Genomic DNA, 14494 nt, shown 5'->3' on the forward strand with positions numbered 1-14494 from the left:
AGAAGCGACAGAAGCCTAGCCAAACCGCAACACTGCCACTATTCGATAGCTCGGATCATGGGCTTAAGGAACGTGCGGCGCTCGTCAATGCTCAATAGCTGTCGCATGGCATCGATTGATTTTCCGCGCTCTCCGGCCTCGCTGTAAATCTCAATCAATCTTGCGTAAACAATAGGTGCCGGAGCCTCCCCCTCAGCTAACTTTTCGTAAATCCCTTGCACATACTCCGGCCCGCCACCGGTCAATCGGGCTCGGAGGCCCGCCATGAATGCAGGCTTTCCCGTGTCCTTATGGAAAGAATCCAGCAGACTCGCCCGCTCGTCTGCACTCATCGTGCAGGAACCATCCAGCAGGCAGTCGGTGAGAAAGCTGAGGGCCGCATAGTCCTCGGCCTGAAGCTGTGTCATAGCAAGCGCCCGGATCATTAACTTCGCCCACGGCTCGCGACCCGCTAGTTGTGGAAATATAGAGCTATCAATCCTCATCAAGAGAGCGAGTGCTGCAATATCTGGCACATCAGCCTGGGCAAGCTCCTTGAGCCGCTCCCGGGCTTCTACCAGTCGCGCTTGCTTCAGCAAAACAGCGTCAGTGCCTGAGTCGTCAACACTGCTGGTATCAAGAAGAGCAGCAGCGTAAAGAAATTTTGACCGCGGGGATTCTGGCGAATAGCGATAGGCGTGTTCATAGATGCTTTCACTCGACGACCAAATCTGCGAGCGAAGTGTCAGTGTTACCAGTGACAGACCAAGCAGAAGCACCATGATTGCGAGCGTTAGTCGCTCTCTCTCAAAGCGCTTGCCCAAGCTGAAAGCTACTGCAACGAAACCAAGAAGCAAACCAGCCGAGGGTAAATAATTTCTGTGCTCGTAGGACACTTCCAGGGCCAGTACCGTTGACTCAATGCTGTGCGCCAATAGAAAAAAGCTCAATGCAAAAATGAGCTCACGGCTCCTGAGTGCGATGGCCAGAGTCATCGCGAGCAGCCAGGCAGCAGCGGCAATCAAGGGGCCCCAGGAGTTTTCGAGAAGTGTCCACTGCCCATCCTGGAGAAACACCAGGGATCGAAGGTCGGGCAAAAGCGTCCACTGCAGGTACTTCCAGAGCAATGGCACCTGCACAGCGACGCGATCTTCGAGAGAAAAATTTCTTCGAGCGTAGGACTCCGTCAGCCATGCAGGCTCCAGGAAATAGAGAATCCATGGGGCCATCAGGCATAAGCACGCAGCACCCACACCCACACGCTGCAAGCCCCGTCGCTGGCTCCCCGCAACAACGCATCCAAATACACTCACCTCAAGGAGAACGAGCAGTGGCAAAAGCATTACTGCGTTCTCTTTACTGTAGAGTCCCAGAACGAGGCAGAGCATCAGCCAAAGGAGCATCGCAAGCACATGTTCCAAACCTGGCATCTGTTCGACCCAGCGCTCGCGACAGCGGACATATACCGCCAACCCCAGCAGGACCCACAGCGCACTCAGTTGACTCATCCGCTGTACCGCATACATTACCGTTGAAACATGCAGGGGCGCAGCGCACCACAGGGCAGCTGTCAGTAGCGCAGCGACTTTAGCTTGCCTTTCGGAGAAGCCCCAGGCCGCGAATATCTTGAGCGCCAGGTACCCAAGAATAATCGCTATGAGAAAGTGAATCCCCAAATTGACAGCTTTTACTGCGTAGGAACTCAGAATCTGGTCTTGGTAGCGCTGTCCCAGAAAACTCAAGAGCGAAATCGGGCGTCCCAGGGGACCGGCGCGACCACTGACAGCCACGTCGCGAAGATCGTCAAACCGGGTCCAATGAAACTCTTTTAGCGCTCTGTTTTCGAGAAGATTCGGGGTATCGTCGAACAACCACGGACCCGATAAAGCCGGCAGATAGGAGGCACTGACAGCCGCAAGAATAAAAACACTGAGTAGCAAAAAGATACTGGTATTACGACCATTTGTCAGCATTTAAGCCTGCTTATGCAGTAGACGACACGGTGGAAAAAAGTAAAAAGGCAAATAAGAAAGCAAAAAAAACCGAGCCGATGAGATCGGCCCGGTTCCACTTTACCGCTTTGTTAAGAAGACAGATTACCCGCGGCAGTTGGCCGGCAGATGATTATTCAATACCGGAGAAGTTACGGTACCGGGGCGACATGTCCATTGAATAGTGCGAGTAGCTGCATTCGTTACAGCGACAAGTTCGAACGCCAGGTTGCCGGTCGCACCAGGCATAACGCTTTGCTTTACGATTGCTTCGATGATGCTATTGCCGTCGTAAACAATAGAGTTCACTATTTGAGTTTCTACGCTGTTAATACCCGATTGCGCCGCGGTAGGCATGGTCCCGTTCGCCGCATAAAACTCAGCAATAGTCGTTTTAGCTTCTGCCAAGCGGGCGAGGGGCTCAGACATACGTGCGCGAACGGTATAGTCCTGATACGCAGGCAATGCGATAGCCGCCAGAATACCCACGATCGCGATTACGATCATCAATTCGATCAGCGTAAAACCCTGCTGACGCGTGTTTTGGATCTTTTTCATGTTCACTCTCCAGATTGTTGACAGCCGAAAGGCCTAAAAATTTGGTGCCGCCTGTAAACGTTTGCACATTGTGGGCCAGAGTTCCTCGCAAAGCAGTAAAAACCAATAAAAACATATGCTTACTAAAAGTCATCATCAGCCACCTCCCATCATTCATCACCTACAAGCCACTAAGCTAGTTACCAAACCCTGCACTAACTGACAATTTTTGTCAGCTCATGAGCCGACGCGTAGTCTTAAGCACCAGCGCAGTACGTCCGAAAGCGGGAACCGAGCACAAATCACCTCAATCAATCTTTATCAGGGTACTTCAGCCTGCGTTGCCCTGAGGCTATACTCTGAGCGTTATTCAAGGGCAGCTACGCATGAACGAACGAGCCAGCGGTAAACCCTCGGGCCTGGCGGGACGCCTCGTGATCGAGGGCCTCCTTGACGCCGAGCAGGCGTCCAAGGCCCAGGCAGCGGCAGCCAACGAGCGCATCCCTTTTGTTCGCTACCTCGTTGACGAGGTAAAAATCGACAGCCACAAGCTCGCGGAACTGGCATCCCAGGAATTTGGCGCGGCCCGTTTTGACATTAGTGCCTTTGATTCACAGTTTCTGCCCCAAGGCGTCGTAGAGCCGGAGCTGGTCACCAAACACCACGCCCTTCCCCTGTACAGCCGTGGCAAACGCCTGTTTATCGCGGTTTCTGATCCCACGAATCTTGCGGCACTGGATGAAATCAAATTTCACACGGGCCTCAACACCGAAGCCATCCTCGTCGATGAAAGAAGCCTGCAAAAAGCGATCGCGGAATGGAGCGATGCGCAGGATGACATCGGCGGGGGTCTCGATGATCTCGAATCCGATGAATTCGATGATATCGATATCGGTGCCATCGACGATCCCACTGCCGATGACGGCGATGAGGGCAGCAGCGTCGACGAAACCCCCATCGTTCGCTTCGTGAACAAGGTACTCGTGGACGCCATCAAGCAGGGTGCCTCGGATATCCACTTCGAACCTTATGAGAAAGACTACCGCGTGCGCTTTCGCACCGACGGCGTGTTGAGAGAAGTCGTGCGACCGCCGCGTAACCTGGCACCGCGTCTCTCGGCCCGTTTGAAGGTTATGTCCCAGATGGATATTTCCGAACGCCGCATGCCCCAGGATGGTCGCATCCAGATGAAGCTGTCGAAAAACCGCTCCATCGATTTTCGCGTCAACACCTTGCCGACGTTATTCGGCGAAAAAATCGTACTGCGGATCCTTGATCCCACGAGCGCTCAGATGGGCATCGACGCCCTGGGCTACGATCCGGATCAGAAAGACATGTTCATGAAAGCCCTGAAGCAGCCTCAGGGAATGATTCTGGTAACCGGGCCCACGGGTTCCGGTAAAACCGTTTCCCTGTATACGGGCCTCAACATCCTCAATGAGCCCGAGCGCAATATCTCCACCGCGGAGGATCCCGTGGAGATTAATCTGTCGGGTATCAACCAGGTTCACGTTAATGCAAAAGTGGGTCTGAACTTTGCCGAGGCCCTGCGCTCATTTTTGCGGCAGGATCCCGACATCATCATGGTGGGAGAGATCCGCGACCTCGAGACGGCTGAAATCGCTATCAAAGCAGCGCAAACAGGTCACCTGGTGCTCTCCACTCTCCACACCAACAGTGCTGCCGAAACGATCAGTCGACTCCTGAACATGGGCGTCCCCGCGTTCAACGTGGCAACCTCCGTCAGCCTTATCATCGCTCAGCGCCTGGGCCGCCGTCTCTGCAAGGAGTGTTCGGCACCCGCAGAGATTCCCCGGGACACTCTGGTAGAAGAGGGTTTCACCGATGAGATGCTGGCCAATGCGACGATCATGAAAGCCGTGGGATGCGATGCCTGCAAGGACGGCTACAAGGGGCGCGTAGGTATCTACGAGGTGGTGCGAATAACGCCTGAGATTGCAAACACCATCATGGAGGACGGGAACTCCCTGGAGATTTCCCGCCAGGCCCGGGCCCATGGTTTTGCGGATCTTCGCACCTCTGCTCTGCGAAAATGTGCCGAAGGACTGATTAGTCTTGAGGAAGTAAACCGCGTTACGATTGACTGATATGCAGCCTGACCTGTTCAGGCTGTTTGCGAGCAACGGGAGATAAGTCAAAGATCATGGCGACGACGGCTACCAGCGAACTGTTTACTTGGAGCGGCACCGACAAGAACGGACGCCAGACCAAGGGTGAGATCAACGCTCCGTCACAGGCGATGGCACGTGCCCAGCTCCGGCAAAAAGGCATCAATCCTCGCTCAGTCCGTCGCAAGCCAAAGCCCCTTTTCAGCGCCAGAAAAAAGCCCATAAAACCGGCTGATATTGCGATCTTTACGCGCCAGATGGCCACCATGATGAAGGCCGGTGTTCCCCTGGTGCAGAGTTTTGACATCGTCGGTGATGGCCTCGAAAACCCATCCATGAAAGAGCTTGTAGGTGGTATCAAAAACGACGTATCCGCGGGCGGTGGCCTCGCCCTGTCCCTATCCAAGCATCCCCGTCATTTTGACGAGCTCTTCTGCTCTCTGGTCGGAGCTGGTGAGTCTGCGGGTACGCTGGAGACGATGCTGGACCGCGTAGCCACCTACAAAGAAAAAACCGAGCAGCTCAAAGCCAAAATCAAGAAGGCCCTCACCTACCCCACGGCCGTCATCGTGGTTGCCCTCGTGGTGTCGGGGATTCTGCTCGTGAAGGTAGTGCCGCAGTTTGCGGAGACGTTTTCGAGCTTTGGTGCTGACCTGCCCGCGTTCACTCTCATGGTCCTGGGTCTCTCGGACTTTATGCAGGCCTGGTGGTTCATCATTGTTATCGCCATCGTTGCGAGCGTCTACGCCTTCAAAGAGGCGCGTCTTCGCTCACAAAAATTCAGTGACGCCATTGATCGGATCATGCTCAAGCTGCCCATCTTCGGCGACATTGTGCACGATTCGGTGGTTGCACGTTTCTCTCGCACCCTGGCGACCACCTTTAACGCGGGGGTACCTCTGGTAGACGCCCTCGAGTCCACCGCCGGCGCTGCGGGTAACGCGGTGTACAGCGCGGCTATTTTGCAGATCCGCGATGACGTCACCACGGGCTCTACCTTGTATAACTCTGTCAAAAGCACGGGATTGTTCCCGAACATGCTGCTACAGATGATTTCCATCGGTGAAGAGTCAGGCCAATTGGACGAGATGCTGGACAAAGTTGCCACGCATTACGAAGAGGCGGTGGACAACGCCGTGGACAGTCTGAGTTCGCTCATGGAACCCATGATCATGTCCGTCCTGGGGGTGCTTGTAGGTGGTTTGATGATCGCCATGTACCTGCCCATCTTCATGCTGGGTTCCGTGATCTGATCACAGTCGCACAGCAGCAAAGCCACCACTACACAGCAAAATGACTGAATCCCCACTGCTCAGTGAGTTCCTGCGCGAGTATCCGCTGTACTTTTATCTGTTCGTTGGCGCCCTGGGATTGATCGTGGGCAGTTTCCTCAACGTGGTGATTCTCCGTCTTCCGGAAATGATGCAAAGGGAGTGGCGGTCCGATTGTCACGCCTTGCTGGACCTCGAGGACAGTGGGGCGGTCGCCGACGAAAAACTCTCCCTTTCATTTCCCGGTTCGCACTGCCCTCATTGTCAGCACGCTATAAAGCCCTGGGAGAACATTCCCGTGATCAGTTTTCTGGCCTTGCGTGGTCGCTGCTCAAGCTGCGCCACCGCCATCAGCTGGCGATACCCCGCTGTGGAACTGGCAACGGCGGTGGCTTCCCTCACCGTGGCCTTTCACATTGGCGTTGAACTGTCCCTGATCGCCTATCTGCTGCTCACCTGGACGCTTATTGCCCTCGCCGTCATTGATATTGATACACAGTTGCTTCCCGATGATCTGACACTGCCGCTGCTCTGGGCAGGGCTTTTGTTCAACGTATTTCTAGGCCCCGTGTCTCCCGTGGACGCGATCCTGGGGGCTGCGGGCGGCTATCTGCTGTTATGGTCGATTTATTGGCTCTTTAAACTCGCCACAGGCAAGGAAGGCATGGGCTATGGCGACTTTAAGCTGCTCGCCGCCCTGGGTGCGTGGCTGGGCTGGCAAAGCCTACCCATCATCATTTTGCTGTCATCGGCTGTGGGGGCCGTCCTCGGCATACTGATTATCGCCGCGCAGGGAAAGGACCGTTCTCAGCCCCTGCCTTTCGGTCCCTACCTCGCCACCGCCGGATGGATCAGCCTCCTCTGGGGAAGCGCCCTGTCCACCCTGTTTCTGGATGGTGGTCCGTGAGGGAGCCTTTCCGGGTTGGCATCACAGGCGGTATTGGCAGCGGAAAAAGTGCGGTCACGGAGCGCCTGCTTCTTCGAGGCGTGGACATCGTGGATGCAGACATCGTCGCCCGAGAAGTCGTTCAGGCAGGCAGTCCGGCGTTGGCAAAAATAGCGCAACACTATGGCGATGGCATTCTTCAAAAGGACGGCACCCTGAATCGGGCAGCCCTGCGAGAAATCGTCTTTTCCAAACCCGGGGAGCGGGAGTGGCTTGAGGCGCTCACGCACCCGCTTATCGGGGAGAGCATCGCGGCCCAGCTTGCCCATGCCACTTCGCCCTATGCGGTCCTGAGCTCTCCCCTCTTACTCGAGGGATCCCAGCGGGAGTTTGTTGAGCATGTCGTGGTCGTGGATGTTCCTGAATCGGTGCAGATCGCCCGCACCACCGCGCGGGACAACAATAGTGAAGCGCTTGTGCGCTCCATTATGGACGCGCAGATGACTCGGGAAGATCGTCTGGCCGCCGCCGATACTGTGATCGACAATAGTGGCGACCTGGACGACCTGGATCCCCAGGTCGAGTCTCTTCACGAAAAACTTATGGCGTTGGCAAACACGCGCTGAATTCCGGGGATGCTGAGCCCGCAGAGCTCAGCTCTTAGCACCTGGCACCTGGCACCTGGCACCCAGTGCTTAGCACGTAACACCTCGAACTCAGGGCTGACCCTCGACAATGGCACGCACGATCGGTCCATTCGCCTCGGGGAGTGCATAGTTGCCCAGATCAGAGGGATCCACCCAACGCATGGGCTGCCCCTCACAGGGCGATGGCTGTCCGGCAAACGCCGTCACACTGTGAACGTCCAGCAGAACCTGCTTGTCACCATAGTCATGTTCGATACGCAGCATGGACTCGTGGTGGAGCACCTTGATCCCAAGCTCCTCCTGAAGCTCCCGAGCCAGTCCTCCCGCGAGGTCCTCATCCGCTTCGATTTTGCCCCCGGGAAACTCCCACAAACCGCCCTGATGACTGTCCGGATGACGCTGGGTCAGCAACACCTCACCCCTGGCGTTGCGAATGACGGCCACCGCCACGTGTACCGCGGACGACTCCTCCGCTGAAGGTGGGGCGGGTGTTGTAGGTTTTGATTGCTCCGCCATGAGCGATTAACTGCGGTACTCAGCGTTAATCTTTACGTAATCGTAGGAAAAATCTGAAGTCCAGACCCTGGCATCCGCCTGCCCCCGTCCCAACTCGACGATCACGCGTAAATCAGACTGCTGCATAAAGGCGGCGACCTCGGACTCATCGTAGCTTGTGGCTCTGGATCCCTTCTCCGCGATGAGGGCATCATTAATCAGAATGCGCACGCCGTTGACATCGAGGTCCCTCAGCCCCGCTCTGCCGATGGCGGCCAGAAGACGCCCCCAGTTAGGGTCTCCCGCAAAGAGCGCCGTTTTTACCAGGGGCGAGTGGGCGATGGTGAATGCAACGTCGAGGCACTCCCTTTCATCGGCTCCACCGCGCACATCAACTTCCACGAACTTACTCGCGCCCTCGCCATCACGCACCAGGCCCTGGGCAAGCTCAAGACACAGGGCCTCCAGTGCTTCGCCGAGCGCCCTCCCCAATTCAGACTCCGGGTCCTCACAGACCTCGCCATCACCAGCGCCGGTGGCAGCAAGGAGCACGGCATCATTGGTGGACGTATCGCCGTCTACGGTGATTCTGTGAAAAGACATCTCCACGGCGCGGCGGAGCAAATGATCTAACACGGAAGGCGCGATGGGCGCATCCGTCGTCAGGAAGGCCAGCATCGTGGCCATATCCGGACGCAGCATGCCGGCGCCCTTCGCTATGCCCGTAAGCACATAATCTCGGCCGTTCGCAGCAAACCGCCGGGATCCCGCTTTAGGCCGCGTATCGGTGGTCATGATGCCGTGAGCGGCGCGCAGCCAATGCTCGGGCGAGAGTGCCGAGAACAGGGTTGGCAGCGCGGAGACCAGGGGGGCCAGAGGCAGGTCTTCGCCGATAACGCCGGTGGAGAACGGCAGCACCTCGTGAGCGCTCAGACCGAGAAGTGTCGCCGCCTCCTCGCAACTGCGCCGCGCCGCGGCAATGCCCGGCGCACCGGTGCCCGCGTTCGCATTCCCCGTATTAATCAGCAGCAAGCGCGGCATGGAATCACAGGCCGCGAGATGCTCCCGAGCGACGATGACCGGCGCCGCGCAGAAGGCATTGCGCGTGAACACCGCAGCCGCAGTGGTGCCTTGATCAAATTTCAGCGCAACCAGATCGAGGCGATCGGCGTAGCGGATGCCCGCCTCCACCGCGCTCACGGTGACGCCCGGCACAGGAAGGGCCACTAGTCCTTCACTCTCAGAGGAGGTGGCACTCATAACGCAAGCGGAGCGCTATCAGAGAGCACCGTGACACTGCTTGTACTTCTTCCCGCTTCCACAGGGGCAGGGATCGTTACGACCGACCTTGGGTTGGCTGCGAGTCATCGGCTGTGCCGGGGCTGCGTCTTTTTGCTCGGCTGCCGCTCCCGGTGCTGCTGCCTGCTGCTCCGGGGCCATACCCGACGCCTGGGCGTGCTGGAACGCTAACTTAGCCTGCTCCGCTTCATGACGACGCTGCTGCTCAATGAGTTCAGCTTCGTTTTTCTTTTGTATCTGCACGTGGCTGAGAAACTTCACCACTTCGTACTTCAGACTGGAAAGCAGTTCCTGAAAGAGCTCAAAGGACTCGCGCTTGTACTCCTGCTTGGGATTCTTCTGGGCGTAGGCGCGAAGATGAATACCCTGGCGTAAATGATCCATGGTCGCCAGATGCTCTTTCCAGAGCGTGTCCAGCACCTGGAGCATGATCTGCTTTTCGATGCGGCGCATGTCCGGCCCCACGTCTTCCGCTTTTCTATCGTAGGCCTGCTGAATCTCCGCCAGAATGCGCTCTCGAATCGCCTCCTCGTGAAGCTTGTCGTCATCATCGAGCCATTGCTGTACGGGCAGGGTAATCGCAAATTCCGCTTCCAGCTGGCGCTCCAGCCCCGCGACATCCCACTGTTCTTCAACGCTCATGGGCGGTATAAAGCTGTCGATGGCCTGATAGACCACATCGCGACGGATCGCCGTGATGGTCTCGGAAATATCCGATTCCGTCAGGAGGTCATTGCGCTGCTGATAGATGATCTGACGCTGGTCATTGGCCACATCATCGTACTCAAGTAACTGCTTACGAATATCGAAGTTTCGCCCCTCGACCTTTCGTTGGGCTTTTTCGATGGCGTTGGTGACCATCCGGTGTTCGATGGCCTCACCCTTTTCCATGCCCAGGGCCTGCATGAAGTTTTTCACGCGGTCCGAAGCAAAGATGCGCATGAGGTTGTCTTCCAGGGAGAGATAAAACCGCGACACCCCCGGATCCCCCTGTCGGCCCGCACGGCCGCGAAGCTGGTTATCAATGCGCCGGGACTCATGACGCTCGGTTCCCAGAATATGCAGACCACCGGCTTCAAGCACTGCCGCATGGCGCTGCTCCCAGTCGGCCTGCAGGGCAGCGCGCTGCTCCTCGGTGATATCCCCCGCCTGACGGAGCTCGGCCTCCAGATTACCGCCAAGCACGATATCCGTGCCCCGTCCTGCCATATTCGTGGCAATGGTCACCACGCCGGGACGCCCCGCCTGGGCGATAATCTCCGCCTCCTGCTCGTGATACTTTGCGTTGAGTACTTTGTGCGTGACGCCTGCTTTCTTGAAGCGGGCAGACAGCTCCTCGGAGGTTTCTACGGACGCCGTACCCACCAATGCCGGCGCACCGATTTCCATGCAGTGCTTGACGTCTTCGACGATGGCGTCGAACTTCTCCTCGCTGGTGAGATAGACCAGGTCGTTCATGTCCTTGCGGACCATGTCCTTGTTGGTGGGGATGACCACCACTTCCAGACCATAGATCTGACGAAACTCAAAGGCCTCGGTGTCTGCCGTTCCCGTCATGCCAGCGAGCTTGTCGTAGAGGCGGAAGTAATTCTGGAAAGTTGTCGAGGCAAGGGTCTGGCTCTCGCTCTGGATCTCGACCCCTTCCTTGGCTTCGATCGCCTGATGGAGGCCCTCGGAGAGTCGGCGGCCGGGCATGGTGCGTCCCGTATGCTCATCGATGAGCACCACCTGTCCGCCCTGCACGATGTATTCCACATCACGGTGAAACATCACGTGCGCGCGAAGCCCCGTATGTACATGATGCAGGAGAGACAGATTCGTCGAGGCGTAGAGGCTATCGCCTTCTTCCAGCATCCCCTCTTTGACCAGCATTTCTTCCACGAACTCATGGCCCGCTTCCGTGAGTTCTACCTGGCGCTGCTTCTCGTCGACGGTGTAATGCCCGTCCTGCCCCTCATCCTCTCGCTGCAGTCGAGGGACCAGCTTGTTGATACGCTTGTAAAGCTCCGAGCTGTCCTGGGCCGCCCCGGAAATAATCAGCGGGGTGCGGGCTTCGTCGATGAGAATCGAATCCACCTCATCGACAATGGCAAAACTGAGATCTCCCTGCATCTTGTCTTCGAGGGAAAAAGCCATGTTGTCGCGGAGGTAGTCAAAGCCGAATTCGTTATTGGTGCCGTAAATCACATCGGACTGATAGGCCGCGCGCTTTTCTTCCTGGGTCTGACCGGAGCGGACCACGCCAACGCTGAGCCCCAGAAAGTTGTAGAGCGGCGACATCCACTGGGCGTCCCGCCCCGCGAGATAGTCGTTGACCGTAATGAGATGTACGGCGCTGCCGCCCAGCGCATTGAGGTACGCCGCCAGGGTCGCTACCAGAGTTTTACCTTCACCGGTGCGCTGCTCTGCGATGCGGCCCTCATGGAGCGTCATACCGCCCACCAGCTGCACGTCAAAATGGCGCATGCCCATCACACGCTTACCCGCTTCCCGGGCTACGGCAAAGGCCTCGGGCAAAATTTTGTCCAGGGTCTCCCCGGCACCCAGACGCTCGCGAAACTCGGAGGTTTTCGCAGCCAGCGCTTCGTCTTCCAGCGCTTCCATGCTCTCTTCCAGAGCGTTGATCTGGCGCACCACTTTGCGCATGCGCTTGAGCTCGCGATCATTGCGCGTGCCAAAAACTTTTTTCAGAGCTGAATTAATCATTCGACCATTGCGCCGCGGCAGACTTTGAGCCTGCGCGGTCCATCAGTGTGTGGCTCCCGGCGGGTCTGTCGGTGCGGCAGTAACGCCGGGACCCGACAACGCCCTGGCTGCGCATGAAGCCACGCTTCCTTACGCGTCCGGGAAAATAAAAGTACGTTGGCTATCCATGGGGCTTATCGCCCATAAATCAAGCCTTGCCGGGAAATGCATGACGGGGAAAAGCGAAGCAAAAACCGGCGTGAAAGTGTCTCACAGACACGGTGTTTTTTCCATCCGCCGCCGCTTCGGACGAGCTAGATAGCAGCCGGTGCAGCGGGTGCCGTTACGTAGGAAATAGGTGCGGTGTCAGGATCATCAAAGGTGACCATCTCCCAAGCGTCTGTCTGCTCGATCAGCGCGCGCAGGGACGCGTTATTCAGCGCATGGCCCGATTTGTGGGCCCGGAACTCGCCGATGAGGCTGTAGCCCAGAAGATAGACGTCACCAATGGCATCAAGAACCTTGTGCTTGACGAATTCATCCTCGTAGCGAAGGCCGTCCTGGTTAAGGATCCGGTACTCGTCGACAACGATGGCGTTGTCGACGCTCCCGCCCCGCGCCAGTCCCTTGGAGCGCAAATACTCAATTTCGTGCATAAACCCAAAGGTTCTTGCCCGGCTGATTTCACGCACAAAGGAGGTCGAGGAAAAATCGATCTCCGCATGTGCCTTGCGATCACGAAAGACCGGATGATCAAAATCGATAGTGAAGGAGACCTTGAAGCCATCAAAGGGAAGAAAGCTGGCTACCTTGTCTCCGTCCTTTACCGTCACGGGACGCTTGATGCGAATGAACTTCTTTGCCGCCGGCTGCTCCTCAATTCCCGCAGATTGAATGAGGAAAACAAAGGGGCCCGCACTGCCATCCATAATCGGCACTTCGCTGGCACTGACATCAACAAAAGCATTATCAATGCCCAGACCGGCCATGGCCGACAGCAAGTGCTCTACCGTGGATACCCGGTGGCCGTCATGCATCAAGGTCGTCGACAGGGTTGTATCACCCACATTGGACGCCTTGGCATGAATCTCAACAACGGGGTCAAGATCAACACGGCGAAATACGATACCGCTGTCCACGGGCGCAGGCGCCAGCGTCAGATATACCTTTTCACCGGTATGCAAACCAACGCCAGTTGCCTTAATGGCATTGCGCAACGTCCGCTGTCGAATCATACAACCTCCTTGTCAATGCCCGCCCACGCAAAAGCTGCGAAGAACAGGATGGGTGCTGCCAGGCGCCGGAGCGCCTGTCACACGGTCGACAGGATGACGGTCGTAGCGATCAGTCGGCCTGTCTTCGCAGAAACGCAGGGATATCGAAATAATCATCTCCCAGTTTTTCCGCGGTTGCGGCGGCTGCCGAACCTCCCCGTGCTGCGGCACGTCGAGCCGGCGGCTTCTCGTAATCCCGATAGTCGGGCGCAGCCAGGGGATCCGCTTCACTCTGTGGCTCTTCGGCACACACAGCCCGCGGTGTTTCCACCACCTGCAGTTTTGCCCGGGAAGCAGCGTTGCCGAGCCCCGTGGCGACTACCGTAACTCTCAATTCGTCGTTAAGTTCGGGATCGATAACTGTCCCGACAACAACGGTGGCCTCTTCCGAGGCGAACTCCTCAATGGTATCGCCCACTTCGGAGAACTCACCGAGCGACAAATCCAGCCCGGCAGTAATATTGACCAGAATCCCGCGGGCACCTTCCAGATCGATGTCGTCCAGAAGCGGGCTGTTGATAGCGCGTTCGGCTGCCTCACGCGCCCGGTTCTCGCCGCGAGAGCTTCCTGTGCCCATCATGGCCATACCCATTTCGGACATTACCGTCCTCACGTCCGCGAAATCGACATTGATCATGCCGGGACGAATAATGAGGTCAGCAATACCCTGAACCGCGCCCAACAATACATCATTGGCTTCTTTGAAGGCATCCAAGAGACTGGTATTTTTTCCCAAAACCTCCAGCAGTTTTTCATTGGGTATGGTGATTAGAGAGTCAACATGCTGCTGAAGTTCCCCAAGACCTGCCTCTGCGAGAGAAAGTCTTTTACGACCCTCAAAAGTGAACGGTCGGGTAACCACGGCAACCGTGAGAATTCCCATTTCCCGGGCGATCTCTGCGACCACGGGCGCACCGCCGGTGCCGGTACCACCTCCCATGCCTGCGGTGATGAACACCATATCAGCGCCCCTCAGGGACTCGGCAATACGCTCCCGGTCTTCCACCGCCGCGGCGCGGCCAATCTCCGGATTTGCGCCCGCGCCCAGGCCCTTGGTGATCTCACCGCCCAGCTGCAGCACCGTGGGTGATTCCACATCTGACAAAGCCTGGGCATCAGTGTTGGCGCAGATAAAATCAACGCCTTCCACCTTATTGTTGATCATGTGCTTGACGGCGTTACCACCACCGCCGCCGACACCGATCACTTTGATGACAGCGCTCTGCGGTACGTTGTCTACGAGTTCAAACATAGCTTCCTTCCCCTTTGTTAACGTCACCTGACGGTGACCTTTCTTCCCC

11 protein-coding genes are annotated in these 14494 nt (G+C 57.0%); 4 read left to right on the forward strand and 7 right to left on the reverse strand.

Features of this window, described 5'->3' with window-relative positions:
• Window positions 1-38: 38 nt before the first annotated feature.
• The gene (locus KT71_RS14940) at window positions 39-1952 is read right to left on the reverse strand and encodes a hypothetical protein (RefSeq protein WP_008294530.1); all 1914 of its coding nucleotides are present in this window, start codon (window positions 1950-1952) and stop codon (window positions 39-41) included.
• Window positions 1953-2075: 123 nt separating this feature from the next.
• Complete coding sequence (locus KT71_RS14945; RefSeq protein ID WP_008294529.1) at window positions 2076-2528, reverse strand: pilin; 453 nt, start codon at window positions 2526-2528, stop codon at window positions 2076-2078.
• 365 nt (window positions 2529-2893) lie between these two features.
• On the opposite strand from KT71_RS14945, the gene pilB reads away from it, so the two are divergent.
• From pilB to coaE, 4 genes are read left to right on the forward strand one after another with little or no spacing between them, the layout of a single operon-like run.
• A complete protein-coding gene (gene pilB / locus KT71_RS14950; protein WP_008294528.1) occupies window positions 2894-4615 on the forward strand; it encodes a type IV-A pilus assembly ATPase PilB in 1722 nt (573 codons plus the stop codon).
• A gap of 56 nt (window positions 4616-4671) precedes the next feature.
• A complete protein-coding gene (locus tag KT71_RS14955; protein ID WP_008294527.1) occupies window positions 4672-5889 on the forward strand; it encodes a type II secretion system F family protein in 1218 nt (405 codons plus the stop codon).
• A 40-nt stretch (window positions 5890-5929) separates the two neighbouring features.
• The gene (locus KT71_RS14960) at window positions 5930-6814 is read left to right on the forward strand and encodes a prepilin peptidase (RefSeq protein WP_008294526.1); all 885 of its coding nucleotides are present in this window, start codon (window positions 5930-5932) and stop codon (window positions 6812-6814) included.
• Window positions 6811-7419, forward strand: coding sequence for a dephospho-CoA kinase (coaE, locus tag KT71_RS14965; RefSeq protein ID WP_008294525.1), 609 nt, complete (start codon window positions 6811-6813; stop codon window positions 7417-7419). Before KT71_RS14960 ends, coaE begins: the two co-directional genes overlap by 4 nt.
• A gap of 90 nt (window positions 7420-7509) precedes the next feature.
• Here the strand turns inward: coaE and mutT are convergent, their stop codons facing one another.
• The 5 genes from mutT to ftsZ all read right to left on the reverse strand — a co-directional run bounded on the left by mutT (window position 7510) and on the right by ftsZ (window position 14445).
• Window positions 7510-7956: an 8-oxo-dGTP diphosphatase MutT gene (mutT, locus tag KT71_RS14970; protein WP_008294524.1), complete on the reverse strand. Its 447-nt coding sequence runs from the start codon at window positions 7954-7956 to the stop codon at window positions 7510-7512.
• A gap of 6 nt (window positions 7957-7962) precedes the next feature.
• Window positions 7963-9162, reverse strand: a complete 1200-nt coding sequence (argJ, locus tag KT71_RS14975) for a bifunctional glutamate N-acetyltransferase/amino-acid acetyltransferase ArgJ (RefSeq protein ID WP_008294523.1) — start codon at window positions 9160-9162, stop codon at window positions 7963-7965.
• Between the two features lie 51 nt (window positions 9163-9213).
• Entirely contained in the window at window positions 9214-11940 is a 2727-nt protein-coding gene (gene secA, locus KT71_RS14980; protein ID WP_008294522.1) for a preprotein translocase subunit SecA, read from the reverse strand.
• A 293-nt stretch (window positions 11941-12233) separates the two neighbouring features.
• Entirely contained in the window at window positions 12234-13154 is a 921-nt protein-coding gene (gene lpxC, locus KT71_RS14985; RefSeq protein ID WP_008294521.1) for a UDP-3-O-acyl-N-acetylglucosamine deacetylase, read from the reverse strand.
• Between the two features lie 109 nt (window positions 13155-13263).
• The gene (gene ftsZ / locus KT71_RS14990) at window positions 13264-14445 is read right to left on the reverse strand and encodes a cell division protein FtsZ (protein WP_023660147.1); all 1182 of its coding nucleotides are present in this window, start codon (window positions 14443-14445) and stop codon (window positions 13264-13266) included.
• Between the last annotated feature and the right edge of the window lie 49 nt (window positions 14446-14494).

The sequence above is a fragment of the Congregibacter litoralis KT71 genome, from assembly GCF_000153125.2.
Taxonomy (GTDB): Bacteria; Pseudomonadota; Gammaproteobacteria; order Pseudomonadales; family Halieaceae; genus Congregibacter; species Congregibacter litoralis.

Excerpts from the sequence above, each read along its gene's own strand:
- lpxC (WP_008294521.1), bottom strand. The coding sequence starts at position 13,154 with ATGATTCGACAGCGGACGTTGCGCAATGCCATTAAGGCAACTGGCGTT.
- secA (WP_008294522.1), bottom strand. The coding sequence starts at position 11,940 with ATGATTAATTCAGCTCTGAAAAAAGTTTTTGGCACGCGCAATGATCGC.
- ftsZ (WP_023660147.1), bottom strand. The coding sequence starts at position 14,445 with ATGTTTGAACTCGTAGACAACGTACCGCAGAGCGCTGTCATCAAAGTG.
- KT71_RS14960 (WP_008294526.1), top strand. The coding sequence starts at position 5,930 with ATGACTGAATCCCCACTGCTCAGTGAGTTCCTGCGCGAGTATCCGCTG.
- pilB (WP_008294528.1), top strand. The coding sequence starts at position 2,894 with ATGAACGAACGAGCCAGCGGTAAACCCTCGGGCCTGGCGGGACGCCTC.
- mutT (WP_008294524.1), bottom strand. The coding sequence starts at position 7,956 with ATGGCGGAGCAATCAAAACCTACAACACCCGCCCCACCTTCAGCGGAG.
- KT71_RS14945 (WP_008294529.1), bottom strand. The coding sequence starts at position 2,528 with ATGAAAAAGATCCAAAACACGCGTCAGCAGGGTTTTACGCTGATCGAA.
- KT71_RS14940 (WP_008294530.1), bottom strand. The coding sequence starts at position 1,952 with ATGCTGACAAATGGTCGTAATACCAGTATCTTTTTGCTACTCAGTGTT.
- KT71_RS14955 (WP_008294527.1), top strand. The coding sequence starts at position 4,672 with ATGGCGACGACGGCTACCAGCGAACTGTTTACTTGGAGCGGCACCGAC.